This window comes from Novosphingobium sp. BL-S-19, from assembly GCF_055521675.1.
Genome location: NZ_CM145498.1, coordinates 588394 through 611207, shown reverse-complemented (window position 1 = coordinate 611207; position 22814 = coordinate 588394). Strand labels below are relative to the sequence as shown.

Below are 22814 nucleotides of genomic sequence, written 5' to 3'. Positions count from 1 at the left end.
CGTCGCCCCCGCGAAGGCGGGGGCCCCGCTGGCGGCAGGGCGGGACGAGAGCAGAAGAAAAGCGGGATCCCCGCCTGCGCGGGGATGACGAAGAAGGTGTTTGGTGCCGAAGCTCACGGCTTCCATTCCAGAAACCGCGACAGCAGCGAAAGGCCGTAAGCCTGGCTCTTTTCCGGGTGGAACTGCACGCCCACGACATTGTCCCTGGCCACCGCCGCGACAAGGCCGCCGCCATGGTCGGTCATCGCCGCCACATGTGCGCCGTCATCGGGCTGGAAGTGGTAGGAGTGCAGGAAGTAAGCCTCGCCTGCGTCGATCAGGCCCTGCGCCGGGTCCTTGCGGCCCAGCGACACATCGTTCCAGCCCATGTGCGGGATCTTGATCGCGGGATCGGTGCGCTCGATCAGCTGCACCTGCCCGCCGATCCAGTCCAGCCCGCGCGTCACGCCATGCTCCAGACCGCGCGTGGCCAGCAGCTGCATGCCCACGCAGATGCCCAGGAACGGCGCCCCGCCCACATGGACGCGCTCGTTCATCGCCTCCACCATGCCGGCAATGCCCCAGAGCCCTTCGGCGCAGGCGCGGAAAGAGCCGACGCCCGGCAGCACGATGCGGTCCGCCGCGCGCACGACATCGGGATTTGCAGTGATCGCCACGTCCTCGGCCCCGGCCGCGCGCAAGGCGTTCGCCACCGAGTGCAGATTGCCCGCGCCGTAGTCGATCAGCGCCAATGTCATCCGGCGAGACCGGCCACGCTGTCATCCAGGAAGCCCGGCGCCCATTCGATCACGTCCACTTCGGCAACCACGCCCGCCACGAAGGGATCGCTGGCGGCCAGCGCCACCATCGCCTCGCGGCTGTCGCCCTTGGCCAGGATGATCCCGCCATCGCGCGGCACCTTGCGGCCCCAGCCGACGAAGCGGCCGGCGGCATGGTTGGTGCGCAGCCACTCGACATGTTCGTCCAGCAGGGCATCGACCTGTTCGACCGGCGCGATATAGCGAAGCGAGAAGATGAAGAGTGCCATTAGAGAGTGTCTCCGCCGAGGATGCCCTTGGTCGAGGGGATTGCGCCGCCCTTGCGCGGGTCCAGTTCCACCGCCGTGCGCATGGCACGGGCAAAGCCCTTGAACAGGCCTTCGCAAATGTGGTGGTTGTTGGTGCCGTAAAGCAGTTCCATGTGCAGGGTGATGCCCACGGCCTGCGAGATCGAATGGAACCAGTGTTCGACCAGTTCGGTATCGAATTCGCCCAGCTTTTCCTGCGTGAAACCGGCCTTCCACACGAAGTAGGGGCGGCCCGAAATATCCAGCGAAACGCGGCTCAGCGCCTCGTCCATCGGCGAATGGACGTCGCCGTAGCGGCCGATGCCGGCCTTGTCGCCCAGCGCCTGGCTGATCGCCTGACCGATCGCGATGGCGCTGTCCTCCGCCGTGTGGTGCTGGTCCACATGGAGGTCGCCCTGGATATGGCAAGTGATGTCGATCAGCGAGTGGCGCGAGAACTGCTCGATCATATGATCGAGGAAGCCGATCCCGGTGGAGACGTCATAGGCCCCCGTGCCGTCGAGGTTCACCGAAACGGCGATCTGGGTCTCGTGGGTCTTGCGATTGATCGAGGCGGTACGCATGGCAAGGGCCTATAGACCTCTATCGCGCGGAATCAATTGTGCGCGTTGCCATGCGGGCGAGCAATCTTAGTACGCGCCGGGTACATGGCGGCCATCGGGATTTACACCTAGGGCGGCCACGCAGGAGTCGCGGTCCAGGCCGGGAATCAGGTGAAAATCGTGATTTCGACCGGTCCGGGCATCAAAACGACCTAGGGAAAACACGCCCGGTCATGCTATTTTATCGCCGAACCCGCTTGACCGGCAGGTCTTGCGCAAGCACCTAGGGCGCGATGAACGATACGCCTCAAGACAGCCTGATCCCCTACGACGAGATCGTCCAGGAGGCCCTGCGCGCCGTCGTCGGCCGCGTACTGGGCCAAGTGGAAGCATCCGGCGGCAACCTGCCGGGCGGCCACCACTTCTATATCACCTTCAAGACCGGAGCGCCCGGTGTGTCGATTCCCCCCGAATTGCGCACCCGCTTTCCGGACGAGATGACGATCGTGCTCCAGAACAAGTTCTGGGACCTTTCGGTGGGAGAGGATGGTTTTTCCGTCAGCCTCAGCTTCAACCAGCGTCCGTCGAATCTGGTGATCCCGTTCTCCGCGATTACCGCCTTCGTCGATCCGGCCGTGGACTTCGGCCTGCAGTTCCAGGCGATTTCGGACGACGAGCTGGAAGACGAGATCGCCGCCGAACCGGGCAACGATGCGGAACGCGACGTGGCCTCGCGCATTACTCCCAGTGAGGATGGATCGAACGTCGTTTCGGTCGACTTCGGCAAGAAGAAGTAGGCGGGCCCAGCTGCCCGGGAAAGCGTAACGGCTATGGCCCTGGGCAAGTTGCAACGGGCAATCAAGGACGAGCAGGGACGGTTAGCGGCCATGGCCGAAGCCGCCGTTCCTGCGCTTCCGGATGCCGACCCCGCTGACGAAAAGAAACCCAAGGGCCGCGCCGCCAAAGTGAAGGCGCGGATCAAGGGCAAGGCGGCCGACCTGCACGGCCCCAGCCCCAATTCCGCCACCAATCTGGTCATCGCCGACATTGCCCTGCGCGGCGGTGCCGCCATCGCGCGGCGCGCGGTGGAACACGCCCTGCTGGGCAAGGCCTATGCCCCGCGCAAGGCCACCGCGATCCTGAAGGGCCGCTCGCTGGGCGAATCGCTCGCTCACGGCGTGCTGGCGCGCGTGGCGCTGACTTCGGTGCCCGGCGCCATCATGGTGGTCGGCGGGCTGGCCGCAAAGACGCTCTACGACCGTTCGCGTGCGCGCAAGGCCAAGGCGCAGGGCAAGAAACAATTGAACGATATGGCCGAGGACGGCACGGATAGCTGGTAAGGGCCGGTGCCGCTTTCCCGCAATGCAGGCGGGGCAAACTAGGCACTTTCCCGCGATCTGCAGCTGCCCTCTTGATTTGCGCGCCATGCATCGGCATCGGGGCACATGGTCAATTCTCCCGAAAACCCCGCAGATGCGCTGGCCCGGCGCGGCCTGATGCTGATCATGTCCTCGCCATCTGGCGCGGGCAAGACGACGATCTCGCGCATGCTGCTGGAACACGATCCGCATATCCGCAACTCGGTTTCCTGCACCACCCGCGCGCCGCGCCCCGGCGAAGTGGACGGCAAGGACTACTTCTTCGTCAGCCAGGCCCAGTTCGACCGCATGGCGGAAGACGGTGAGTTCCTGGAATGGGCAACCGTCTTCGGCCATTCCTACGGCACCCCCAAGGCGCACGTGAAGGCGGGCCTGAAGGACGGTGAGGACTATCTGTTCGACATCGACTGGCAGGGCACCCAGCAGCTTTACCAGAAGCTGGAGCGTGACGTGGTGCGCGTGTTCCTGCTGCCGCCCAGCATCGACGAACTGCGCCGCCGCCTGACCGGGCGCGGGACCGACAGCGTGGACGTGATCGCCGCCCGCATGGAGCGCGCCCGCTCCGAAATCAGCCACTGGGACGGCTATGACTACGTGGTGGTCAACGACGATATTCAGGCCTGCTTCGAAAAAGTGAAGAAGATCCTGGCCGCCGAACGCATGCGCCGCGCCCGCCAGACCGGGTTGATCGGCTTCGTGCGCGAGCTGATGGCGCCCTGATCGCGGTTTTTTCGCCTCCTTGCGGGCACCGGCGCGCCGTTCGCGCGTAATTCTCCGCAAGGGGGCGGCCCCAGCCAGCCGCCTCCGCCAGAATCGGGGAGACGGGGATGACCAGACCTTTCGCTTATGCGCTGTCGGCCTTTGGGTTGCTTGCCATCGCGGCCTGCGGGCCCCGCGATCGCGAGAGCACGGGCGATTCCCCCTCCAGCCAGACGGCGGCGCAGCAGATCGCCAGCCAAGTGCCGACCCCGGCCCAGACCGATCCCGTACCGGCCTCCACCACTCCGCTGTCCTGCGCCGACGAGATCGGTGCCACCGCCGCGCAGAAGCGTGCGGATGTCTGCCGCAACGTCTCGCCCGCCACGCATCCGCCCTGCAATGTCGCCAACAGCTGCGCGATGATCGAGGACGAGATTGCCCGCAGTTGTGCGATGACCGGCCCGGATGAAAAGCCGATGGCCGGCTGCGCACTCGACCCGCGCAGCAAGGAAGCCGCAGCGGCAGTCGTCCAGCGTTACTACTCCGCGCTGAACGCCCGCGATTTCGACACCGCCTGGCAGCAATGGGGCGAGAACGGCCCGCCGAACCAGACACCGGAGAAGTTCCGCGCCGGCTTCGCGCATACGCGCGCCACGCATGTCGTGATCGGCACGCTGCAGCCGGGCGATGCCGGAGCGGGATCGATCTACCAGCCCGTGCCGGTGACCGTGGACGCCACGCTGGATGACGGCACCCACCAGCGCTTTCGCGGCACTTACGTCGTGCGGCGGGTGAACGACGTGGACGGCGCCTCGTCCGCGCAGCTGCGCTGGCACATCGATTCGGCCAAACTCGCCCCGGCCCCCTAATCGTTTCCGGACACGTCGCTTATAGCTCCTGCGCCCTTCCTGCTTGTCCTGCCCGCCCGCACCCTCTAGGCGCGCGGGCGACGATTTATACTAGCAGACTTTCTGGAGACGCGAACATGTCCGAACTCGAAACCGCGATCGAAGCCGCCTGGGATGCGCGCGACACCGTCACCCCCGCCAGCGCCGAGGTGCGCAAGCTGGTGGATGAAGCGCTTGGCCTGATCGAATCGGGCGCCGCCCGCGTTGCCGAGCCGGACGGCAACGGTGGCTGGAAGGTCAACCAGTGGCTGAAGAAGGCCGTGCTGCTCTCGTTCCGTCTGAACGACAATGCCCCCGTCGCCCACGGCGCCGGCGGCGCGCCCGCGTTCGACAAGGTGCCGGTGAAGTTCGACGGCTGGGCCGATGAAGACTTCCGCAAGGCCGGCTTCCGCGTGGTTCCGGGCGCCGTCGCCCGCCGCGGCACCTTCATCTCGAAGGGCGTGGTGCTGATGCCCAGCTTCGTGAACATCGGCGCCTATGTGGGCGAAGGCACCATGGTCGATACCTGGGCCACCGTCGGCTCCTGCGCGCAGATCGGCAAGAACGTGCACATCTCGGGCGGCGTCGGCATCGGCGGCGTGCTTGAGCCGCTGCAGGCCGGCCCGGTCATCATCGAGGACAACTGCTTCATCGGCGCCCGTTCGGAAGTGGCCGAAGGCGTCGTCGTCGGCGAAGGCGCGGTGATCTCCATGGGCGTGTTCCTGGGCGCATCGACCAAGATCGTCGACCGTGCGACCGGCGAAGTGCACATCGGCAAGGTTCCGCCTTACTCGGTGGTCGTCCCCGGCTCGCTGCCCGGCAAGCCGCTGCCCGACGGTACCCCCGGCCCGTCGCTCTACTGCGCCGTGATCGTCAAGACGGTCGACGCGCAGACGCGTTCGAAGACGGGCATCAACGAACTGCTGCGCGACTGATCGCCCGCATCGCGGAATTTCCAAGGGGTCGGATGCAGAGGCATCCGGCCCCTTTTTTCCGCGTGCCATCCCGCGGATAAAACGCCGCTTTATCCCGGGAACAGGCACCCCGCCCAAGCGTTCTCCCGCCGACAGGGTTTCCGATTCGAGACGCCCGTCACCGATCGGGAGTCGCGATCCGTGAACAATCGTAGCGAAGATGCACAACCGGCACGCGCCGCCCACCCCCGCTCGCCCGAGGCCATGCCTGCCGTGGTGCGCAAGGCTATCCTGATCAGCTTTATGGCATCGGTAGCCGTGCTGGGCATGCTGGGCATCGCCCATCGGCTGCAATTGTCCGATTCCTCGCCCCCGACGCAGACGGCGCGCGAGCCTCGCCCACAGCAGTCCGCCTTCCGCGCCGGACTCGGCTGATGCCGATGGATGGCCTCCAACGCTTCGTCGATGCGCAGGCGGCAATCTATCCCGATATCGTCGCCGAACTGGAAAGTGGCGCCAAGCGCAGCCACTGGATGTGGTTCGTGTTCCCCCAGATCGCCGGCCTGGGCCTCAGCCAGACCGCGCAGATCTACGCCATCGCAGGACTGGCCGAAGCCCGCGCATACCTTGCCCACCCCGTATTGGGCGCGCGGCTGGACGAATGCACGGACACCATGCTGGGCTGGGCGGGAGAGCGCAGCGCCGCCGCGATCCTGGGCGAGGTGGACGCAATGAAGTTCCGCAGTTCGATGACGCTTTTCGAGGCGGCCGGCGGCGGGCAGCGCTTTTCCCGCGCCCTCGACGGCTTTTGCGACGGCCGGCGCGATGCACGCACGCTGGACCTGATCGCGGCACCGGACTGACCGCGCAGGTCGCTGCCGGGAACTTCGCACCCCGAACGCGCGTTACCCGATTGGCCCGTGGTCTACTGTGGGCATTATCGCCCCCTTTGCCCGCGCGAATGCGGCCAGGAACGCCGCCGGCCTGCGGGAGAGCCCTGATGCAACGCGTTGGCGACGAAGTTCACCTTGACGACGATGAAGCCCGTTCGGGCAGCACCCCCCACGTGGTGCGATGGATGCTGGTTTTCGGCCTGCTTCTTGCCGTTCTGGCGATGTCCGCGATCTGGATCAGCCGGGCGGTCTACGAGCAACCGCGCCAAGGCGATCCGGTAACGGCCGAAGAACACGCGCTGGGCAACTGACCAGGCCCCACCATCGACGGCATTCGCGCAAGCGCTAAGGCCGCCTAAGCGTGGTGACTTCGGCTGCCATCGTAGCCGCTGAACAGGTTGGGCAATGGTGGAAAAAAGAGCCGCCGGCGAAGGCGGGGCACGTGAGGCGACCTCATGCTCGTGTCCGTTCTACCTTGCCGGAAATGGATCGCCCCCCGACGTCCAATCCCAGCCAAGCACCGACGGCTCCCGTAAAAATGGCGACGCATCGCCATCCCCCTATGGCTTGACGCATAGGTTCATTCACTTGCGCAATGGTTAAATGGGCTTGCGTATATCGCAAGATGTTAGAGAGATTAAATTCCGTTAATCCGGAACTTTATCCCGGGTTTGCCGTTCAGCCGTTCACCCCAACGATGTCTCGGGGCCCCGATTTCGATCGGCCCCGCCCCCAATCGCACCACAGAGCATCACCGAGCATCACCGAGCATCACCGTGCATCGCCGGGGCGGGTTTGCCTCCCCCCTCTCCCCTCCACCAGCTTGATCCCCCCTGCCATGCAGCCTAGCCCATGGGGAATGGGAGAGTTCGACTACATCGTGGTGGGCGGCGGCAGCGCCGGCTGCGTGCTGGCCAACCGGCTGAGCGCCGATCCGCGCAACCGCGTGCTGCTGCTGGAAGCGGGCGGCAAGGACGACTACGTCTGGATCCGCGTGCCGGTGGGCTATCTCTATTGCATCGGCAATCCGCGCACCGACTGGTGCTATGCCACGCAGGCCGAACAGGGCCTTGGCGGGCGCGCGCTGAAATATCCGCGCGGCCGGGTGCTGGGGGGCTGCTCCTCGATCAACGGCATGATCTACATGCGCGGGCAGGCGGCCGATTACGACCAGTGGCGACAGGCGGGCAATCCCGGCTGGGGCTGGGACGACGTGCTGCCCTATTTCACCCGCGCCGAAGACCATTACGACGGCGCCAGCAGCTTCCACGGCACCGGGGGAGAGATCCGGGTGGAACGCCAGCGACTGCGGTGGGACATCCTCGAAGCGTTCCGCGATGCCTGCGAGGAGCAGGGCATTCCCCATAGCCACGACTTCAACACGGGCGACAACGACGGCGCCGGCTTCTTCCAGGTGACCCAGCGGCGTGGCTGGCGCTGGAGCGCATCCGACGCCTTTCTGAAACCGGTGCGCACGCGCGCCAATCTCAAGGTCGAAACCGGCGCGCTGGTGGACCGTGTGGTGTTTGAGGGGACGCGCGCGGTGAGCGTGGCCTATTCGGTGGGCAACGAACCACGCGAAGCCCGCGCACGCGGCGAAGTGGTGCTGGCAGCAGGCGCCATCGGCTCTCCCGCGATCCTCGAACGCAGCGGCGTGGGCGATGCGGCGCATTTGTCCGCGCTGGGGATCACCACGCGACTGGACCGGCCCGAGGTCGGCGCCAACCTGCAGGACCATCTGCAATTGCGCTGCGCCTGGCGCGTCACTGGCGTCTCCACCCTGAACCAGCGGGCCGCGACTCTGTTCGGCAAGGCGCTGATCGGCATGGAATATGCGCTTCGCCGCAGCGGACCGATGGCGATGGCGCCCAGCCAGCTGGGGGTCTTTACGCGCAGCGATCCGCACTATGCGACGCCCAATCTGGAATACCACGTCCAGCCGCTGAGCCTGGAGGCGTTCGGCGGGGCGCTCGACCCCTTCCCCGCCTTCACCGCCAGCGTCTGCAACTTGCGGCCCGAAAGCCGGGGCACCACGCGGATCGCCGCCGTGGACCCGGCGGCGCCACCGGCGATCCGGCCCAACTATCTTTCGACCGAGGAGGACTTGCGCGTCGCCGCGCAGGCGATCCGGCTGACGCGCGCGATCGCCGCGCGGCCTGCCCTTGCCCGTTATGCGCCGCAGGAACTGCGCCCCGGCCCGGCGTTCGAAAGCGAGGCGGACTTGCGCCGCGCGGCGGGGGAGATCGGCACCACCATCTTCCACCCGGTGGGCACGGCAGCGATGGGCCGCGTGGTCGATGCACGCCTGCGCGTGACCGGGCTGGACGGCTTGCGCGTGATCGATGCCTCGGTGATGCCCACGATCACTTCCGGCAACACCAATGCGCCAACGATGATGATCGCGGAAAAAGGGGCGGAGATGCTGCTGGCTAACGCCCGCAGCTGACGCGTCAGGCCAGCAGGGCCCGGGTCCGCGCGACGATCTCGCCCACGTAGTCCCGCGCCGCCTCCACGCCGATCGCGGCTTGCGGCAGGGTCACGTCTATGCCCAGCGTCTTGCCGCGCGGCAGGGCATCGACGAATTCGCGCAGCGGCAGTTCGCCCTCCCCCGGGATCAGGCGTGGGCTGCGGGTGTCGCTCTCGCCATCGCCCAGCGCCCCGTCGCAGATTCGCACATGGCCGACTAGCGCCGAATCCAGCTCCGCGATCTGCCGCACCGATCCGCCGGTGCGGAAGAAATAGAGCGAATCGATCGTCAGGCTGGCTTTGTCTTCCCCGATCTCCCGCACGAGGGTGAGCGCATCGCCAAGGCTGCGGGTGGTCAGCACCGGCGCGAAGATGATCGACAGGTCCATGCCGCGCGCCTGCGCCATCGTCGCCAGTTCGGCCAGTTGATCGCGTGCACGGTCGCGCTCCAGCCCGTTGTCATGCGCGCCCAGACGCTTGGCGCCAAGCTCTGCAAACAGGTCGAAGTCGCCCGCGCGGTCGGCCGGGGCGATCATGTCGGACGCGGCCAGCCCTTCGCCCAGCTTGATGCAGATGCCGGTATCGGCCAGCGCAGCCTTGACCTCCCGCCGCAGCGCCGCGTCCTCCCGCAACGACCATGCGGGGTAGCCGGCGTGGCTGTCGCGCAACTGCTCCAGCCCCAGCGAAACGCGGGTGCAGCCCAGTTCGGCCGCCAGCCGAATGTGCTGGACCGGCCCCATTCCGGCGAGCGTGCGCGATTCGATACCGAGCGGATGGGGCATGATGGGATCCTCTCGTCTCTGAAAGCTTGGGATTTGCGCACTTGTAGACAGTCTGCGAATGCCTCCAATATCGCGCCCGCATTGCCAATGCACGCGCGAAAGCCGCGCCTAAGGTTGAAAGGACAGCATGACCGATCCCGCCGCAATCATCTCCCGCCTCGATCTTGCCCCGCATCCCGAGGGTGGCTGGTATCGCCAGACTTGGCGGGCCGAGACCGGCATGGGGCGGGCCGAGGCGGCAGACAGCGAGCGGCCCACGGCCACGATGATCCATTTCCTGCTCGAAGCCCACCAGCGATCGCACTGGCACCGGGTGGACGCGGCGGAGCTGTGGTTCTGGCACGCCGGCGCACCGATCGCGCTGTCTATCGCGCCGGACGATGCCGGCCCCGTCACCCGCATCGTGCTGGGCGGACGGGTTCTGGAGGGAGAAGCGGCGCAGGCACTGGTACCCACCGGCCACTGGCAGGCGGCCGAGCCGCTGGGAGGCTGGGCGCTGGTGAGCTGCGTGGTGTCCCCGGGCTTCCATTTCGGCGGGTTCGAACTGGCCGCGCCCGACTGGTCCCCCGGGGCTCCTTGCTGATCAGCCGATCGAACAGCCGTCGCCTTCGCTGGTCTTGGTGCCGTCGGGCTTGAACCAGGTGGCGATCGGCCCTGCCTTTTCGTCATAATAGCAGACCGAGGAAACGCGGTTGGTCACCGCGTCGACATGCACGGCATAGTTGTGTGCGCCGCAGTTGTGCAGTTCGCAGCGCGACGCGGCGATATCGCCGCCCACCTTCTTTACCGGGCCGACCGGGCCCTTCATCGCAGCGATGGCGGCGGCGGCTTTGGGATCGGTGACGGCGGCGGCGACGCCGGAAACGACGACCGGATGATCGAAGAAGGCGTAGTTGCCTACTTTATCCAGCGGGTACTTGCCGACATAGACAGAGAAATCGGGCGTTGCGCCCGGTGCCGGGGCGCCGGTGCCATTATCCGAACTCACCATGCCGGTCTCCACCACCACCGGGGCGACCGTTTCGGTGGCGACGGCCGTGGTTTCGATGACGGTCGGCTGCTTGCTGCCGCAACCTGCGGCCAGCAGGAGCATGGCCAGCCCCGCCCAGTTCCGCCTGTCGAGGCGGCGACGACGAAGAGGGAAATCACGCAGTTGGGGATCATGCATCGCATCGTCTCCTGTCCGGAAGGCTTCAGCCTCTCCCGTGAAAGTCGCGAGCCCCCATATCGGCTCCCATCCGGAGCCCGCCCCGACGCGCGGACTATGCCCATGCGCCCTCTTCGGTGTCCAGCACCCTTGGCCAGCCAAAGGCACGGACCGGAAAATCACCCCCGGATCGCGGGCTTCCAGCGCAGGGCCAACATGATCACCGTCGGCCAGAACAGCGTGGCGATGAAATCGCGGATCGTGTCGGGCCAGTTCCACGAACCATGGGCCAGCCGATCGACGCACTCGTTGGCCACTTCGCACAGCAGCACCACCATGACCGGCCAGCGCGAACTGAGTTTCCGCTTCAGCAGGATCGCGGAGACCAGCCAGATCGTCAGGCCGGCATAAGTATGCGCGAACTTGTCGGGCTGGGGACATAGGGAGACGATCCAGTCGATCGCCTGCTCGTAATAATGAACGAAAGCCATGGCGCGGGGTTATGCTGCAAGGCAGCATGGCGGTCCAGACCACCTCGTCTCAGGCCTGTGTAATCCCGCCCGCAAGAGCGCCCATCCGCAACAGGACGCGGCGGCTGACCTGCATCCGTGCACGGCCGCCCGTCAGGCAACCTTGCGCTGAAGCTTCGCCAGAGCGCGGTCGATCGCATCGCGCGCGGCGGCGTTCACCGTGCCCGATACGACGCGGTAGACGATCCGCCGCCCCTCCAGGGAATAGGCCACCGTCGCCATCCCATCGTTGAAACTGGACACGTAGAGCGCCGGCTTGCGCTGGATCAGCGCCACGTCGTCCGCCCGGGGCACCAGACTGTCGCGCATGAAATAGGCGCCCGTCATCGCCTGGACATCCGTAGCTGAGGCGTCGGGTGCCGCGGCGGCATCCGGGGCGCCAAGGCCTTCCGTCGATCCGGGTAGTTCGCGGGAATCCAGCCCCGCGCCCTGCGCCAGCGCATAACCGGGGCAAAGCAGAAGGAAGGCTGCAAAACATGCCTGAAGTGCTGTCAGGAATCGCTTCATGACACCGCCTTTCGATGGCCTCTTCCATGGGCGGGACCGTCTGCGCGGCACGCCTTACTTGTTGGGAAACCATATCAGTCGATCAGGGAAATCGAAAGCGCTCGTTGGAATTTCCGCAGCGTTCCGGCGATGTTCGCTCGGCACCCGATGGACGGCTGGCTCAACCTTAGGTATTGCTAATGAGACGCGATATTGCAAAAATGCTGACGTACTTGTGCGTTCACCTGACGGTGGGCTTCACGGTGGCTTATGTGATGACCGGCTCGCTGGCACTGGCGGGCGGCATCGCCTTGATCGAACCTTGCATCAATGCGGTGGCCTTCTGGTTCCACGAACGCGCATGGAAGCGTCTGGACACCTCGGAACCGTCCGACAGGCGGGCGAGCGCGTCGTTGAATGCGCTGCATCCGGCCTGAAGACCGGCGGCCGGCGCCTCCGGATCGCCCGGGAATCATCCTGTCATGACTCGGTCCAGTTTATGTGCGAGGAATTGCCCGCGCGCCGGATCCGGTGCGTTTCCGGAACCCGTGCACCAGGCGGCGGCGCCGAATGTCCCATGGCCCGCCCGCGTGAAGGCAGCACCGAAAGGACCATCCCGATGACCACCAATTCCGCTTCCGCCCGTTACGAAGGCTTCGGCAAGGAAGGCAAGGGTTCGATCACCACGCGTTCGGGCGTGCTTTCCGGCCAGCCTTACGGCTTCGGCACGCGGTTCGAAGGGCAGCCCGGCACCAATCCGGAAGAACTGATCGCTGCCGCCCATGCCGCCTGCTTCACCATGGCCACCAGCTTTGGCCTTGCCCGCGCGGGCCACGCGGATGGCACGTTGGACACCCAGTGCACCATCACCCTCGATCAGGCCGATGGCGGGTTCAAGGTGTCCAAGTCTGCCCTGGTCCTGAAGGGCAATATCCCCGGTATTTCGGCCGAAGAGTTCGCCAGCATTGCCGAGGATGCGGAGAAGAACTGCCCGATTTCCAAGCTGCTCAATTGCGAAATCACCTTGGACAAGTCACTGGAAAGCTGAGGGAACAGCCCCAGACCCGACGCGTTGAACGATGAGGAGGGGCAAGCGGAGGCCGCTTTGCCAAGATACAAGCCGATATCCATCAACGTGATCGGGGCCGTGGCCGGCGCTGTCGCCATCGGCGTGCTGGCCGGTGCCTGCCTGCCCGCAGGAAGCGAGGGCGACAGCGACAATCGCGGTACGTCGCCCGCGGTTACAACCACGCGGGCCCGCACCATCGCCTCGCGCGATTGGGTGCCGCCGATCGGCGACGGCGGCAATCAGGGGGTCGGCGATGCAGGATCGGGCTCGCCCGTCCCCATGGCCCCGTAAGTCTCCACGATCCCCGATTCGGCGGCCGACTGGGTCGCCGACTGATCGGCATTTCGGCCTTCGATCATCCGGGCGGGCCGACGGTCACTCCAGGCGCAGCCCTTGCGCACCTCTGCGCCGATCTTGAGCAACGCGTTATAGGGATAGTGGCGGTCCGACATTCCTTCCGTGCAAGGTCCCGGCCCGATCGCCAGCGTAAAGTCGCGCCCGGCCAGCGTGCCGCTGAACGATACGCCGCCCCGCCCCGCGAAGCGCCGCACGGTCGCCTGATCGCCGGCCGGCCGCTCCGGCGTGCGATAGGTGATCAGGCCATCGCGCACTTCCGCGTTCCAGAACGGCTCGGTTCCCGAAACGCGAATCCGTTCCGCAACCGAGATCTCACCCCACGGCTGATTGTCGTCGCGATCGCCCGGCACGTCATTGCCGGCATCGTTCCGGCCATGGCATGCTGCAAGTGCGAGAATCGGCAATGCGATCGCGGCAGATCGCATCCGAAGGCGGCGGGACGTGCAAGTCACGGAATGCATTGGCATCTTGGCAGGGTAACCGGGGTCAACACCCCCCGCAAGATGGCTGAATTGCGCCCCCCGCACCTCGTTCGGATGGCCAGATGGCTCATTTGCAAGGCGCAAATTTATCCGAAATAGGGAGAATCTGGCAGCTTTAGCGCTAACTACTTACCTTGCTGAGCTTTTTGGATGTGGTTGCAGTTTCTGCAACACCGGTGGCATCTATTGCCATTGCGAACGCAGCGCCCTGACCTCATGTTGCAATGCAACAAGATAAGAGATGCCCCGAGGCAATCTCCTGCTTCTTGAAAAAGGATATTGCCATGTTCAAGACTGTCTTTGCCGGTGCCGCCGCTCTTGCTGCCGTTTTCGCCACCTCCGCCCAGGCTGAGGATGCCCGCAGCTTCCAGCATGACGGCGTCCACTACAACTACACCACTGCCCAGAAGGGCAAGGTTACCGTGATCCAGGGCACCGCTTCGGGCCAGGTTCCGTTCCGCCTCTACGTCAGCGGCAACCGCGTGACCGGTACCTACAACTCGCGCAACGTCGACTTCCGTCTGGCCGATGCGCGCAACGCGCTGGCCGTCGAACAGGCTGTCGACGCCAAGTAATCCGATTTCGGCCGGGCTTCGGTCCGGTCGTACGCACACGAAAAGGGCGCCGCTCCACTGGGAACGGCGCCCTTTTTCGTGTGTGTGTACGGGGTTGGTTTGAAAATTCGCGGCATGCGAATTTTGCGGCACCGGCCCACTCCCCCACCCTGCCACCCGCAGGATACTACCGTTGGGTGGCAGGGTGGGGGAGTGGGCCGGTGCCGCGTTAAAATGCCCGCCTGAACATTTTCAAACGACCTCTCAGTGCCGTTTGTCCTGCATCGCCTCATGGCTGATCAGGCGGACTTCTAGATCGTCGCCCGGCACAATGCCGTGCTTTTCGATGATGCGATCGCGCAGCGCGGCAATGTCATCCTCGTCCGCCCCTTCGGGTAGCGGATAGCGGGCGATCACCATGTCGCCGATCGCATCGACCACGCTGAAATGGCTGGACATGCACGATGCCGCCAGCGCGTCGAGGTCCAGCCCCTCCGCCAGCCGCCAGGTCTTGCCCTCGCGCGATCGGATCTCCTTGCGGCAATGCCGGCAAGTGCAGAGGATCGTGCCGTCTTCCTCACGGCGCCGCCGACCGGCCGGTTGATGGTCGCCCCGATACCAACAGGGCGTCATCGCAAAGGAATCGCGGCGCGTATACATCTGCTAAAATAGCCTCATGGATCAGGCTTAACCGTCTCACAATCCTGATTGCTGAATGGTTGCCGGCCGACCTCGTAGAAATGCGTAGGACCGGGCGAGCAACCTTCCGTTCACCGCCCCGACAGGGCGGTCCACCTAGGCGGCGCGCGGGAAGCGGCGGAATCGATTCGGGATGTGAGTAACGATGGGTGCTGGTAAGTGGATGGTGTTCATGCTGGTGGCGGGCGTGGGGATCGGCGTGGGTGCGGCCAACCTGGCCAACGGCGGAATGCGCCAGTGGGCGGAACGCTTCGATCAGCACCAGGGTGCCGCCGATCAGGGCCTTGTCGCGCTTGAGGGGGCCGACATGCCGCTGCGCGGTGCCGCGCGCCATCACGAATACAATGACGAGGAAGGCTACCCGCTCGAAGGCGGTGACGGCGGCGAGTTCGCCTATGCGCCCGAACCCGCCTTCCGCCCTGCCCCTCCCGGACAAGTCGTGATCCTGCGCGCGCCCGATTGGGGCTATGACGAGGGCCACAGCGATGCGGATGATGGCAACTATGCGCAGGCCGCGCCGCGTGCCCGCGCTTATGCCCCGACACCGCAATATGCGCCCGCCGCGCCGCCGCGCACCGCTTCGCCGCCCCCGCAGGACGCCGCTGCTGCCGCTGCCGAGCGTGCCCGCGCTGCCGCAGCCGACGTCGCGGCGGCGGAACGCGGGACGATCTGAACGGTAGGCCCGGCCCTCAGGCCAGCGTCAGGAACACTTCCGCCTCGATCACCCAGTCGCCGCCAAGGTCGCGCCACTTGGCGACATAGCTGCCGGATGCCAGCATGGCGCCTTGGCTGTCGAGGCCTTGCCACGCGCCATATTCCATGGCGATCGGCTCTACCGGAGAGGTTTCGATACGCTCCGGTTTGCGCAAGTAGACCATGCGCGCGGGCGCGGCGAATTCGCGCTTCCACACTTTCACTTGCGCCATGCGGCCGGCGATCACCGCGCTGTCGGTGCCGGTCACCATCACGCAATCACGCGCCAGAACCGGGCCGATCGCCGCGGCATCTCCTTCGGCAATCGCACGGTTGAATTCGGCACGGCGGGCACGGACCGCCAGTTCGGCGCCGGCGTCCGCCCCGCTCACGGATGCACCGGATTGGCCGCCAGCGGACCAACCACGGTGTTCCACGGTCGCACCGTCCAGCGCTCGACCAGCCCCTCCATCACATAGGGATCGGCCTTGGCGAAGGCTTCCGCAACCTCGCGCCCCTCCCCCGCGAACAGCAGGCAGGCGGTGTCCACCGGGTCCTCCAGCGCGCCTGCCAGTATAAGTTCGCCGCGCTCGGCGGCTTCCAAGGCCAGCGCCAGATGGGCGCCCCGAAATTCCGGCCGCCGGTCGAGATAGTCGGCACCGAGGTGATAAGTGAGCAGAAAATGAGCCATTCACCGCTTGTGCCATCAGCCCGGCCGGGTTTCCAGTGCGGCGAATTTCCAGGGTCTCGCAGGGTTCCCAGGAAATCCTGACAGGGCCCGTTAAGCGCGGGTTACAAAACCCGCGTCCATGGGGTAGAGAGCGCTCGGACCGTCCGGTCCGCATAAGGGATCTGCACCTAGAAAATGGCCAAGAATACCGGCCGGAGCCGCTCGTCCGGCGGGCCTTCCTCCTCGAAACCGAAAGAATCATCGTTCCTCGGTCGCCTTGCGCGGCGCGTACTCATTTGGGGCGGCGCGCTGACATTGCTGGCCGCCATCGGCCTGGGCACTGCCGTGGCCGTGACGATGAGCGAGCTGCCCGCCTATGACGCGCTGAAGAGCAGCCAGAACGGCCAGATGATCGTCGTGCGCGCGCGCGACGGCAGCGAGCTTGTCTCGCTCGGGCCCAGCTATGGCCGGTGGCTTTCGTACAACGAGATTCCGCCCGTCATGCGCGGCGCCATGGTTTCCGTCGAGGATCGCCGCTTCCGCGAGCACATCGGCGTGGATGCGCTGGGTCTGTTCCGCGCGGTCTATGTCTCGCTGACCACCGGCGGCCGCGCCAAGGCGACCTCCACGATCACCCAGCAGCTGGCCCGCAACGTGTTCCTGAACAACAGCCGCTCGATGGGCCGCAAGGCGCGCGAAGCCGTGCTGGCACTGGCGCTGGAACGCAAGTTCACCAAGGACCAGATCCTCGAACTCTACCTGAACAAGGTCTATTTCGGCGGCGGCGCCTATGGCATCGACGCGGCCAGCCGCAAGTTCTTCGGCCATCCGGCTACCGAGCTTTCGACGGCCGAGGCCGCGATCATCGCCGGCCTGGTGAAGGCGCCTTCGAACTATTCGCCCACCGCCGACCTCGACGCTGCCAAGGGCCGCGGCGAAGTGGTTCTGGGCCTGATGGTCAAGAACGGCGCGATCACGCAGGAAGAGGCCGACCGGGCCGACATCGCCGATGTCGCCGTGACGCATGAGAAGGGCCAGAACTCGGTCCGCTACTTCACCGACTGGGCGCTGCCCCAGCTGGACATGCTGCTGCCCGACACCAACGAGCCGATCGAGGTCTGGACCACGCTCGACCCGAAGATGCAGCAGGCCGCGACCAATTCGATCGCCGCCAATGCCCCCAAGGGCGCACAGGGCGCGCTGGTCAGCCTTGACCGCGACGGCGCCGTGCTGGCCATGGTCGGCGGCACCGATTACGTGAATTCGAACTATAACCGCGCCACCAACGCCGTGCGTCAGCCCGGTTCGGCGTGGAAGCTGTTCGTCTATCTCTCCGCGCTGGAAGCCGGCTACACGCCTGACGACCGCGTGATGGACGAACCCGTCACCATCGACGGGTGGAGCCCGCAGAACGACGGCCGCAACTTCGCCGGCCAGATCGACGTGCGCACCGCCTTTGCCTATTCGAAGAACACCGTGGCCGCGCAGCTCGGCAACGAAGTGGGCTTCGGCACGGTCGCCTCGATGGCGCGCCGCTTCGGCATCAGCACCCCGATCAACACCAAGCCGGCGATGGTGCTGGGCACGTCCGAAGTGCGCGTGATCGACATGACGCGCGCCTTCGCCGCGATCTCCGCAGGCGGCACCTCGGTCGAGCCCTATGGCATCGTCAAGGTCACCACCTCGTCCGGCAAGACGCTCTATGAGCACAAGTCCACGCGTGGTCAGGTGCTGGTGCCGCCTAATGTCGCCGCCGGCATTACCGACCTGCTGCAGACGACCGTCGCCACCGGCACCGGCCGCGCCGCGCAGATCGGCCGCCCGGTCGCGGGCAAGACCGGCACCACCAGCTCCAACAAGGATGGCTGGTTCCTGGGCTTCTCCAGCGGCATCACCACCGGCGTGTGGATGGGCCGCGACGATGCCAAGCCGGTCCCTGGCCTTTCCGGCGGCCACGCCCCGGCGCGCGCCTTTGCGGATTACATGAAGGTCGCCGTCTCCACTCGCCCGGTCGAACAGTTCCAGACCGAAGTGAAGCTGCCCGAATGGCAGCTGGAACCGGACGACGAAGCGATGCAGGGCAGCCCCGACGACTATTACTACGTCGACGAGAACGGCAACGTGGTCCACCCCGGCGCGGGCGATCAGGGCGATGGCCAGCCGCGCTACGACGATGGCAGCGTCGGCCCCGGACCGGGCCCCGGCGCGCCGCAGATGCCGGATTACGGCCCCGGCGGTTCGCCCGCCGGTTCCCCGGGTGGTGGTGCCCCGGCACCGCGCGCACCGGGCAATGGCGCCCCGCCGGCCGCGAGCGACGACTTCCTCAATCGCGCCACCGGCCGCACTTCCAATGATGATGGTCAGCAGCGCGGCAGGCAAGGCGCGGCCAATGGACCCACGCAGCGCCCCAATGCGCAGAGGACGCCCGCCCCGGTGCAAACGCCGGGGAACTGAGGATAGGCAGATACGAGAAAGGGACCGGATTTCCGGTCCCTTTTTTATTTATTGCCGCACGCATCGATTGTGCCGTCTCCGCCATACGGGTGCAGTCTGGCCGTGTTAGAAGGCCTGGAAATACATTCGCGGACTGGAATACATTCGGGGAATTGCCAATGCGGCAAGCGCAGGAACAAACGCCGGCTCTGGGTCCGGGGCTGATCTGGGGCTTCGAATTCACCGCCGAGGGAAGCCGGCCGGTAGAGGATTGCGACAGCCCGCATGGCGATCGGCTGCGCTGGTTGCATCTGAACCTGGCCGATCACGGCACGCGCAAATGGGTGGAAGCCACCCCGGAACTGCCCGCCGCCGCGCGCGAAGTGCTGCTTTCGCAAGACCGGCACCAACGCGCGCTGGTCGATCCCACCACCGTCGCCTGGGTGCTCCACGATCTTGAGCGAGACTTCGACAAGGATGATACCGGCCGGATCGGCGCGCTGCACATGGCGCTGACGCGCAACCTGATCGTTTCCGCCCGCCACCACCCGATCGGTTCGGCCGATATCGTCTATCGCCGGCTGAGCGCGGGCGGGATGATCATCACGCCGCCGCGCGCGGTGGACCTGATGGCCAGCGCCCTGCTTGAAAACTTCGGCCGCGTGATCGCCCGCCTCTCCAGCGAAGTGCAAGGGGCCGAGGATGCCCTGGTGGAGGATCGGCAGGCACCCGACAGCCACCGGCTGATGGACGTCCGCCGCCGCCTGGCCCAGCTTCACCGCATGCTGGACGGGATGAAGAGCGTGTTCCGCCGTCTTGAGCTCGACAGCGACCTGCCGGCCGACCTGCTGCCGACGATCGAGAAACTCTCGCAGCGCGTACAGGGCGTCGATGGCGATATCGTCAGCGTGCTCAACCAGTTGCGATCGGTGCGGGACGAGATCAACGACCAGTCGAACCAGCGGATCAACCAGAACCTCTACCTGCTTTCGGTCATGACCGCGCTGATGCTGCCCACCACGCTGGTGACCGGTATCTTCGGCATGAACACCGGCGATCTGCCGCTGACGGGCCACGGCGGCACCATCGGCGCCACCGTGATCGCGGCCGGCTGCGCGCTGGCGACATTCGTGTTTCTACGCGGACGCGGGTTCTTCCGCTGACGCAAGGGGGAGCTTTCCCCTGCCCTTACCTCGTCATTGCGAGCGCAGCGAAGCAATCCAGGGGCGGTTTACACCGCACTGGATTGCTTCGCTGCGCTCGCAATGACGAAACGAGGGTGCCGTGCCGCAGCGTAAGCGGGATCCCCGCCTTCGCGGGGATGACGGCATTAGAGCTATGCCTGAACCCTAAAGCCCCGCGTAAAGCGCCAGCATCCGCTGCCACGCCTTGTCCGCCGAATCCGGATCCCACGAAGGCGAATCGGGTACGCACCAGCCGTGATCGGCGGGATAGACTTCCACCTCGGCCGGACGGGCGGCAGCTTCGGCCGCCTTTTTCAGCTCCGTCTTCTGCTCGGGCTGCTTGGCATCGTCGTTACGGGCGATGGCGAAGAGGAAAGAAGCCTGCGTCTTGGCGATCAGGCGGTGCGGGCTATCGGGATCGTCGGTGACAAGGCCGGCGCCGTGCAGTGCCGCCGCCGCGCGCACATGGTCCGGCTCGGCCGCCGCCGCGCGCACGGTGAACGGGCCGCCCATGCAATAGCCGTGGCTGCCGATGCCGCGCTTACCGTCCACCGCCGGATCACCGCGCAGAAAGGCAACATAGGCGCGGGCATCGCGGGTGATCGCATCGGGCGTCAGCGCACCGCGCAGCGGGCCGACCTTGGCCTGCCCTTCCGGCGTGCGGTAATCGGAAAAGCTCTCGAACGTCGGGGCCGGGCCGCCGCGATAATAGGGGTTCACGCATAGCACCGCGTAGCCTTCGGCGGCGAGCGAGCGGGCCATGATCTTCATCGCTTCGCGCAAGCCGGCAATATCGGGCCACATGATAATGCCGGGATGCGCGCCCTTGGCGGGATGGACGAAGAAGGCATCGGCCACGCCATCAGCCGTGGTGATGGAGATCATCTTCTCCTTCACGTCGCTGCCCCCGCTCTTGGGCGCGAAGCTGCCCGCGCAGCCGGCCAGCGCGGCGCTAGCACCCAGCGCGGCAAAAGTCCGGCGGTCAAGCCCGCGACGGGCGAGGTTCGCGTCTTCGGTCAGAGCCGTGAAGTCGTCACACATCGAACGGATGCTCCATTGTTGCCGGCCCGCTGTTGTTTTGGAGGCGAAATTCAGGCTAGCGAGGAGGCGGGCTCATGAACAGTCCCCTCCGTACAGGAAAGGCACATGATCGTATGGCCGACCCGGAACAGATCGCCTGCTGGCAGCGCATCGACGCGCGCCTGACGACATCCGGCAAGCTGGTTGCTGGCGATCCGCAGCGACTTGCCGCGCTGGGCGTGCACCGGGTGATCAACCTTGCGCTCGCCAGCCATCCAGAGGCTCTGCCTGACGAAGCCGGCCAGTTTGCGGGCCTGGGGATCGACTATTTGCACATCCCGGTGCCGTTCGACGCGCCGGACGAGAGCCACTTCGCCGCCTTCGAAAGCGCCCTGGCCGAGGCTGGCGAAGCATCGGTCCATATCCACTGCATCCTGAACTGGCGCGTTTCCGCCTTCGTCTATCGCTGGAATCGCACACACGGCATGGCGGAAGCCGACGCCCGCGCATTGATGCGCCAACAGTGGGAACCGGAAACCAGCGACAACAAGGATGCCCCTGCCTGGGCCCGCTTTATCGCCGTCTGAATCAAACCTCGCCGTTGAAGTTCAGTTCGAGGTTCACGGCGTTGGGATCGACCAGGAAAATCTGCGCGAGGCCAAGCTGCGGGTGCTCCATCGCGCGGTGCGGCAGCCCCAGTTCTTCGATCCGCGCAAGGGTTTCGGCATAGCCGGAACAGCGAAACGCGAAATGGTGCAGCGCGTTGGTCGGTTCGCCCGGATGATAGGCGTCATAGCGGCCCGGCGCGGTCGTGCGGTCCACCAGATGGACGATCGCATTGCCCTCACCGTCGCGCATCCAATAGCCGGCGATATGCGTGGCCACGGTGGAATTGGGGCTGCGGGTAAGGCCCAGCACGCTTTCGTAGAAACGCGCCGTGGCCTCCAGATCGTCGGTCAGGACATTGACGTGATCGATACCGCTGACCTTCATGACACCCTCTCTCTTATCCTCTAAACACCACCGTGCGCGCGCCGTTCAGCAGCACGCGGTCCTCCAGATGCAGCCGCACCGCCTCTGCCAGCACGCGCCGTTCGATATCGCGGCCCTTGCGCACCATATCCTCGGGCGTGTCGGCGTGAGTCACGGCTTCCACATCCTGATGGATGATCGGCCCTTCGTCGAGGTCCGCCGTCACATAGTGCGCCGTCGCACCGATCATCTTCACCCCGCGCGCATGCGCCTGATGATAGGGCTTGGCGCCCTTGAAGCCCGGCAGGAACGAGTGGTGGATGTTGATGCAGCGGCCCGAAAGGAACGCGGCCATCTCGTCCGAGAGGATCTGCATGTATCGCGCCAGCACCACCAGTTCGGCGCGCGTCTCATCCACCAGCGCGCGGATCTGCGCTTCCTGCGCAGCCTTGGTATCCCTGGTCACTGGCAAGTGATGGAACGGCAGATCGCCGATCATCGCCGAATCGATCGCCTCGCGCGGATGGTTGGAGACGATGCCGACGACGTCCATCGGCAGTTCGCCGATGCGCAGGCGATAAAGCAGATCGGCCAGGCAGTGATCGAACTTGCTGACCAGCAGCAGCACGCGGCGCGGGCGGTCGCGGCGCGTCATCGACCAGGCCATGCCGTATTCGTGCGCGATCGGCCCGAAGCCCTCGCGAATTTCCTCGCGATCTGCACTGCCCGGATCGAAAGCGACGCGCATGAAGAACTTGTCTTCATCCAGATCGTTGAACTGCTGCGCCTCGATGATGTTGCCCCCGGCTTGCGCGAGGTAGCCGGTCACCCGGGCGACGATGCCCGGGCGATCGGCGCAGGACAGCGCGAGGATCAGCGGTTCTGCCATA

Annotated in this window: 32 protein-coding genes; 18 read left to right on the top strand and 14 right to left on the bottom strand. The window is 65.9% G+C overall.

Features of this window, described 5'->3' with window-relative positions:
• Window positions 1–113: 113 nt before the first annotated feature.
• From hisH to hisB, 3 genes are read right to left on the bottom strand one after another with little or no spacing between them, the layout of a single operon-like run.
• Window positions 114–737, bottom strand: coding sequence for an imidazole glycerol phosphate synthase subunit HisH (gene hisH / locus ACZ1JV_RS11265; RefSeq protein WP_465151630.1), 624 nt, complete (start codon window positions 735–737; stop codon window positions 114–116).
• Window positions 734–1027: a YciI family protein gene (locus ACZ1JV_RS11260; protein WP_465151629.1), complete on the bottom strand. Its 294-nt coding sequence runs from the start codon at window positions 1025–1027 to the stop codon at window positions 734–736. The genes hisH and ACZ1JV_RS11260 overlap by 4 nt, the downstream gene beginning before the upstream one ends.
• Window positions 1027–1629 (bottom strand): imidazoleglycerol-phosphate dehydratase HisB, encoded by a 603-nt coding sequence (gene hisB, locus ACZ1JV_RS11255; protein ID WP_465151628.1) that lies wholly within the window; start codon window positions 1627–1629, stop codon window positions 1027–1029. Before hisB ends, ACZ1JV_RS11260 begins: the two co-directional genes overlap by 1 nt.
• A 272-nt stretch (window positions 1630–1901) precedes the next feature.
• Between hisB and ACZ1JV_RS11250 the strand changes: the two genes are divergently transcribed.
• The 9 genes from ACZ1JV_RS11250 to ACZ1JV_RS11210 all read left to right on the top strand — a co-directional run bounded on the left by ACZ1JV_RS11250 (window position 1902) and on the right by ACZ1JV_RS11210 (window position 8826).
• The gene (locus ACZ1JV_RS11250; RefSeq protein ID WP_465151627.1) at window positions 1902–2405 is read left to right on the top strand and encodes an SspB family protein; all 504 of its coding nucleotides are present in this window, start codon (window positions 1902–1904) and stop codon (window positions 2403–2405) included.
• A gap of 33 nt (window positions 2406–2438) precedes the next feature.
• Window positions 2439–2948 (top strand): hypothetical protein, encoded by a 510-nt coding sequence (locus ACZ1JV_RS11245; RefSeq protein ID WP_465136290.1) that lies wholly within the window; start codon window positions 2439–2441, stop codon window positions 2946–2948.
• Between the two features lie 105 nt (window positions 2949–3053).
• Window positions 3054–3707 carry a guanylate kinase gene (gmk, locus tag ACZ1JV_RS11240; protein ID WP_465151626.1) on the top strand — a complete coding sequence of 218 codons (654 nt, stop codon included), beginning with the start codon at window positions 3054–3056 and terminating at the stop codon, window positions 3705–3707.
• A gap of 107 nt (window positions 3708–3814) precedes the next feature.
• Entirely contained in the window at window positions 3815–4555 is a 741-nt protein-coding gene (locus ACZ1JV_RS11235; RefSeq protein ID WP_465151625.1) for a hypothetical protein, read from the top strand.
• A 116-nt stretch (window positions 4556–4671) separates the two neighbouring features.
• Entirely contained in the window at window positions 4672–5508 is an 837-nt protein-coding gene (gene dapD / locus ACZ1JV_RS11230) for a 2,3,4,5-tetrahydropyridine-2,6-dicarboxylate N-succinyltransferase (protein ID WP_465151624.1), read from the top strand.
• Between the two features lie 180 nt (window positions 5509–5688).
• Window positions 5689–5922 carry a hypothetical protein gene (locus ACZ1JV_RS11225; RefSeq protein WP_465151623.1) on the top strand — a complete coding sequence of 78 codons (234 nt, stop codon included), beginning with the start codon at window positions 5689–5691 and terminating at the stop codon, window positions 5920–5922.
• A 5-nt stretch (window positions 5923–5927) separates the two neighbouring features.
• Window positions 5928–6350, top strand: a complete 423-nt coding sequence (locus ACZ1JV_RS11220) for a DUF1810 domain-containing protein (protein ID WP_465152549.1) — start codon at window positions 5928–5930, stop codon at window positions 6348–6350.
• A gap of 137 nt (window positions 6351–6487) precedes the next feature.
• Entirely contained in the window at window positions 6488–6691 is a 204-nt protein-coding gene (locus tag ACZ1JV_RS11215; RefSeq protein ID WP_465136295.1) for a hypothetical protein, read from the top strand.
• Between the two features lie 548 nt (window positions 6692–7239).
• Window positions 7240–8826, top strand: coding sequence for a GMC family oxidoreductase (locus ACZ1JV_RS11210; protein ID WP_465151622.1), 1587 nt, complete (start codon window positions 7240–7242; stop codon window positions 8824–8826).
• 4 nt (window positions 8827–8830) lie between these two features.
• Here the strand turns inward: ACZ1JV_RS11210 and ACZ1JV_RS11205 are convergent, their stop codons facing one another.
• Window positions 8831–9628: a sugar phosphate isomerase/epimerase family protein gene (locus tag ACZ1JV_RS11205; protein ID WP_465151621.1), complete on the bottom strand. Its 798-nt coding sequence runs from the start codon at window positions 9626–9628 to the stop codon at window positions 8831–8833.
• A 127-nt stretch (window positions 9629–9755) separates the two neighbouring features.
• Here ACZ1JV_RS11205 and ACZ1JV_RS11200 point away from each other — a divergent pair, with 127 nt between their 5' ends.
• Window positions 9756–10211 carry a cupin domain-containing protein gene (locus tag ACZ1JV_RS11200; protein ID WP_465151620.1) on the top strand — a complete coding sequence of 152 codons (456 nt, stop codon included), beginning with the start codon at window positions 9756–9758 and terminating at the stop codon, window positions 10209–10211.
• On the opposite strand, the gene ACZ1JV_RS11195 is transcribed toward ACZ1JV_RS11200, so the two are convergent.
• From ACZ1JV_RS11195 to ACZ1JV_RS11185, 3 genes are all read right to left on the bottom strand, one after another.
• A complete protein-coding gene (locus ACZ1JV_RS11195) occupies window positions 10212–10796 on the bottom strand; it encodes a hypothetical protein (protein ID WP_465151619.1) in 585 nt (194 codons plus the stop codon). It abuts the gene before it with no gap.
• A gap of 158 nt (window positions 10797–10954) precedes the next feature.
• On the bottom strand, window positions 10955–11266 hold the full coding sequence (locus tag ACZ1JV_RS11190; protein WP_465136300.1) for a hypothetical protein: 312 nt from the start codon (window positions 11264–11266) through the stop codon (window positions 10955–10957).
• Window positions 11267–11398: 132 nt separating this feature from the next.
• A complete protein-coding gene (locus ACZ1JV_RS11185) occupies window positions 11399–11812 on the bottom strand; it encodes a hypothetical protein (RefSeq protein WP_465151618.1) in 414 nt (137 codons plus the stop codon).
• Window positions 11813–11991: 179 nt separating this feature from the next.
• Between ACZ1JV_RS11185 and ACZ1JV_RS11180 the strand changes: the two genes are divergently transcribed.
• From ACZ1JV_RS11180 to ACZ1JV_RS11170, 3 genes are all read left to right on the top strand, one after another.
• Complete coding sequence (locus ACZ1JV_RS11180) at window positions 11992–12228, top strand: DUF2061 domain-containing protein (protein WP_465151617.1); 237 nt, start codon at window positions 11992–11994, stop codon at window positions 12226–12228.
• 182 nt (window positions 12229–12410) lie between these two features.
• Entirely contained in the window at window positions 12411–12839 is a 429-nt protein-coding gene (locus ACZ1JV_RS11175; RefSeq protein WP_465136303.1) for an OsmC family protein, read from the top strand.
• A 57-nt stretch (window positions 12840–12896) separates the two neighbouring features.
• Window positions 12897–13151, top strand: a complete 255-nt coding sequence (locus tag ACZ1JV_RS11170) for a hypothetical protein (protein ID WP_465151616.1) — start codon at window positions 12897–12899, stop codon at window positions 13149–13151.
• Here ACZ1JV_RS11170 and ACZ1JV_RS11165 read toward each other — a convergent pair.
• The gene (locus ACZ1JV_RS11165) at window positions 13100–13621 is read right to left on the bottom strand and encodes a COG3650 family protein (RefSeq protein WP_465151615.1); all 522 of its coding nucleotides are present in this window, start codon (window positions 13619–13621) and stop codon (window positions 13100–13102) included. The two genes, ACZ1JV_RS11170 and ACZ1JV_RS11165, sit on opposite strands and share 52 nt — an antisense overlap.
• Before the next feature lie 362 nt (window positions 13622–13983).
• Here ACZ1JV_RS11165 and ACZ1JV_RS11160 point away from each other — a divergent pair, with 362 nt between their 5' ends.
• The gene (locus tag ACZ1JV_RS11160) at window positions 13984–14274 is read left to right on the top strand and encodes a hypothetical protein (protein ID WP_465136306.1); all 291 of its coding nucleotides are present in this window, start codon (window positions 13984–13986) and stop codon (window positions 14272–14274) included.
• Window positions 14275–14517: 243 nt separating this feature from the next.
• Here the strand turns inward: ACZ1JV_RS11160 and ACZ1JV_RS11155 are convergent, their stop codons facing one another.
• Window positions 14518–14913 (bottom strand): hypothetical protein, encoded by a 396-nt coding sequence (locus ACZ1JV_RS11155; RefSeq protein WP_465136307.1) that lies wholly within the window; start codon window positions 14911–14913, stop codon window positions 14518–14520.
• A 184-nt stretch (window positions 14914–15097) separates the two neighbouring features.
• Here ACZ1JV_RS11155 and ACZ1JV_RS11150 point away from each other — a divergent pair, with 184 nt between their 5' ends.
• Window positions 15098–15625 carry a hypothetical protein gene (locus ACZ1JV_RS11150; protein WP_465151614.1) on the top strand — a complete coding sequence of 176 codons (528 nt, stop codon included), beginning with the start codon at window positions 15098–15100 and terminating at the stop codon, window positions 15623–15625.
• A gap of 16 nt (window positions 15626–15641) precedes the next feature.
• Here ACZ1JV_RS11150 and ACZ1JV_RS11145 read toward each other — a convergent pair whose 3' ends face one another.
• Together ACZ1JV_RS11145 and ACZ1JV_RS11140 are read right to left on the bottom strand one after the other, a co-directional pair.
• Entirely contained in the window at window positions 15642–16037 is a 396-nt protein-coding gene (locus ACZ1JV_RS11145; protein WP_465151613.1) for a DUF4440 domain-containing protein, read from the bottom strand.
• Window positions 16034–16336, bottom strand: a complete 303-nt coding sequence (locus tag ACZ1JV_RS11140) for a YciI-like protein (protein ID WP_465151612.1) — start codon at window positions 16334–16336, stop codon at window positions 16034–16036. The genes ACZ1JV_RS11145 and ACZ1JV_RS11140 overlap by 4 nt, the downstream gene beginning before the upstream one ends.
• 174 nt (window positions 16337–16510) lie before the next feature.
• Here ACZ1JV_RS11140 and ACZ1JV_RS11135 point away from each other — a divergent pair, with 174 nt between their 5' ends.
• Together ACZ1JV_RS11135 and ACZ1JV_RS11130 are read left to right on the top strand one after the other, a co-directional pair.
• Complete coding sequence (locus ACZ1JV_RS11135) at window positions 16511–18769, top strand: transglycosylase domain-containing protein (RefSeq protein ID WP_465151611.1); 2259 nt, start codon at window positions 16511–16513, stop codon at window positions 18767–18769.
• A gap of 158 nt (window positions 18770–18927) precedes the next feature.
• Window positions 18928–19911: a CorA family divalent cation transporter gene (locus ACZ1JV_RS11130; protein WP_465151610.1), complete on the top strand. Its 984-nt coding sequence runs from the start codon at window positions 18928–18930 to the stop codon at window positions 19909–19911.
• Window positions 19912–20097: 186 nt separating this feature from the next.
• Here the strand turns inward: ACZ1JV_RS11130 and ACZ1JV_RS11125 are convergent, their stop codons facing one another.
• Window positions 20098–20973, bottom strand: a complete 876-nt coding sequence (locus tag ACZ1JV_RS11125) for a dienelactone hydrolase family protein (protein ID WP_465151609.1) — start codon at window positions 20971–20973, stop codon at window positions 20098–20100.
• Window positions 20974–21047: 74 nt separating this feature from the next.
• Between ACZ1JV_RS11125 and ACZ1JV_RS11120 the strand changes: the two genes are divergently transcribed.
• On the top strand, window positions 21048–21539 hold the full coding sequence (locus ACZ1JV_RS11120) for a protein tyrosine phosphatase family protein (RefSeq protein ID WP_465151608.1): 492 nt from the start codon (window positions 21048–21050) through the stop codon (window positions 21537–21539).
• Between the two features lies 1 nt (window position 21540).
• Here ACZ1JV_RS11120 and ACZ1JV_RS11115 read toward each other — a convergent pair whose 3' ends face one another.
• Entirely contained in the window at window positions 21541–21945 is a 405-nt protein-coding gene (locus ACZ1JV_RS11115) for a VOC family protein (RefSeq protein WP_465136315.1), read from the bottom strand.
• Between the two features lie 13 nt (window positions 21946–21958).
• Complete coding sequence (purU, locus tag ACZ1JV_RS11110; protein ID WP_465151607.1) at window positions 21959–22813, bottom strand: formyltetrahydrofolate deformylase; 855 nt, start codon at window positions 22811–22813, stop codon at window positions 21959–21961.
• Window position 22814: the final 1 nt, after the last annotated feature.

Excerpts from the sequence above, each read along its gene's own strand:
- ACZ1JV_RS11195 (WP_465151619.1), bottom strand. The coding sequence starts at position 10,796 with ATGCATGATCCCCAACTGCGTGATTTCCCTCTTCGTCGTCGCCGCCTC.
- hisH (WP_465151630.1), bottom strand. The coding sequence starts at position 737 with ATGACATTGGCGCTGATCGACTACGGCGCGGGCAATCTGCACTCGGTG.
- ACZ1JV_RS11160 (WP_465136306.1), top strand. The coding sequence starts at position 13,984 with ATGTTCAAGACTGTCTTTGCCGGTGCCGCCGCTCTTGCTGCCGTTTTC.
- ACZ1JV_RS11140 (WP_465151612.1), bottom strand. The coding sequence starts at position 16,336 with ATGGCTCATTTTCTGCTCACTTATCACCTCGGTGCCGACTATCTCGAC.
- gmk (WP_465151626.1), top strand. The coding sequence starts at position 3,054 with ATGGTCAATTCTCCCGAAAACCCCGCAGATGCGCTGGCCCGGCGCGGC.
- ACZ1JV_RS11115 (WP_465136315.1), bottom strand. The coding sequence starts at position 21,945 with ATGAAGGTCAGCGGTATCGATCACGTCAATGTCCTGACCGACGATCTG.
- ACZ1JV_RS11205 (WP_465151621.1), bottom strand. The coding sequence starts at position 9,628 with ATGCCCCATCCGCTCGGTATCGAATCGCGCACGCTCGCCGGAATGGGG.
- ACZ1JV_RS11185 (WP_465151618.1), bottom strand. The coding sequence starts at position 11,812 with ATGAAGCGATTCCTGACAGCACTTCAGGCATGTTTTGCAGCCTTCCTT.
- ACZ1JV_RS11120 (WP_465151608.1), top strand. The coding sequence starts at position 21,048 with ATGAACAGTCCCCTCCGTACAGGAAAGGCACATGATCGTATGGCCGAC.
- ACZ1JV_RS11220 (WP_465152549.1), top strand. The coding sequence starts at position 5,928 with ATGGATGGCCTCCAACGCTTCGTCGATGCGCAGGCGGCAATCTATCCC.
- ACZ1JV_RS11125 (WP_465151609.1), bottom strand. The coding sequence starts at position 20,973 with ATGTGTGACGACTTCACGGCTCTGACCGAAGACGCGAACCTCGCCCGT.
- dapD (WP_465151624.1), top strand. The coding sequence starts at position 4,672 with ATGTCCGAACTCGAAACCGCGATCGAAGCCGCCTGGGATGCGCGCGAC.
- ACZ1JV_RS11235 (WP_465151625.1), top strand. The coding sequence starts at position 3,815 with ATGACCAGACCTTTCGCTTATGCGCTGTCGGCCTTTGGGTTGCTTGCC.
- ACZ1JV_RS11150 (WP_465151614.1), top strand. The coding sequence starts at position 15,098 with ATGGGTGCTGGTAAGTGGATGGTGTTCATGCTGGTGGCGGGCGTGGGG.
- ACZ1JV_RS11200 (WP_465151620.1), top strand. The coding sequence starts at position 9,756 with ATGACCGATCCCGCCGCAATCATCTCCCGCCTCGATCTTGCCCCGCAT.
- ACZ1JV_RS11180 (WP_465151617.1), top strand. The coding sequence starts at position 11,992 with ATGAGACGCGATATTGCAAAAATGCTGACGTACTTGTGCGTTCACCTG.
- ACZ1JV_RS11155 (WP_465136307.1), bottom strand. The coding sequence starts at position 14,913 with ATGTATACGCGCCGCGATTCCTTTGCGATGACGCCCTGTTGGTATCGG.
- ACZ1JV_RS11135 (WP_465151611.1), top strand. The coding sequence starts at position 16,511 with ATGGCCAAGAATACCGGCCGGAGCCGCTCGTCCGGCGGGCCTTCCTCC.
- ACZ1JV_RS11190 (WP_465136300.1), bottom strand. The coding sequence starts at position 11,266 with ATGGCTTTCGTTCATTATTACGAGCAGGCGATCGACTGGATCGTCTCC.
- ACZ1JV_RS11245 (WP_465136290.1), top strand. The coding sequence starts at position 2,439 with ATGGCCCTGGGCAAGTTGCAACGGGCAATCAAGGACGAGCAGGGACGG.
- ACZ1JV_RS11210 (WP_465151622.1), top strand. The coding sequence starts at position 7,240 with ATGGGAGAGTTCGACTACATCGTGGTGGGCGGCGGCAGCGCCGGCTGC.
- ACZ1JV_RS11260 (WP_465151629.1), bottom strand. The coding sequence starts at position 1,027 with ATGGCACTCTTCATCTTCTCGCTTCGCTATATCGCGCCGGTCGAACAG.
- ACZ1JV_RS11130 (WP_465151610.1), top strand. The coding sequence starts at position 18,928 with ATGCGGCAAGCGCAGGAACAAACGCCGGCTCTGGGTCCGGGGCTGATC.
- purU (WP_465151607.1), bottom strand. The coding sequence starts at position 22,813 with ATGGCAGAACCGCTGATCCTCGCGCTGTCCTGCGCCGATCGCCCGGGC.
- ACZ1JV_RS11215 (WP_465136295.1), top strand. The coding sequence starts at position 6,488 with ATGCAACGCGTTGGCGACGAAGTTCACCTTGACGACGATGAAGCCCGT.
- ACZ1JV_RS11175 (WP_465136303.1), top strand. The coding sequence starts at position 12,411 with ATGACCACCAATTCCGCTTCCGCCCGTTACGAAGGCTTCGGCAAGGAA.
- ACZ1JV_RS11250 (WP_465151627.1), top strand. The coding sequence starts at position 1,902 with ATGAACGATACGCCTCAAGACAGCCTGATCCCCTACGACGAGATCGTC.
- hisB (WP_465151628.1), bottom strand. The coding sequence starts at position 1,629 with ATGCGTACCGCCTCGATCAATCGCAAGACCCACGAGACCCAGATCGCC.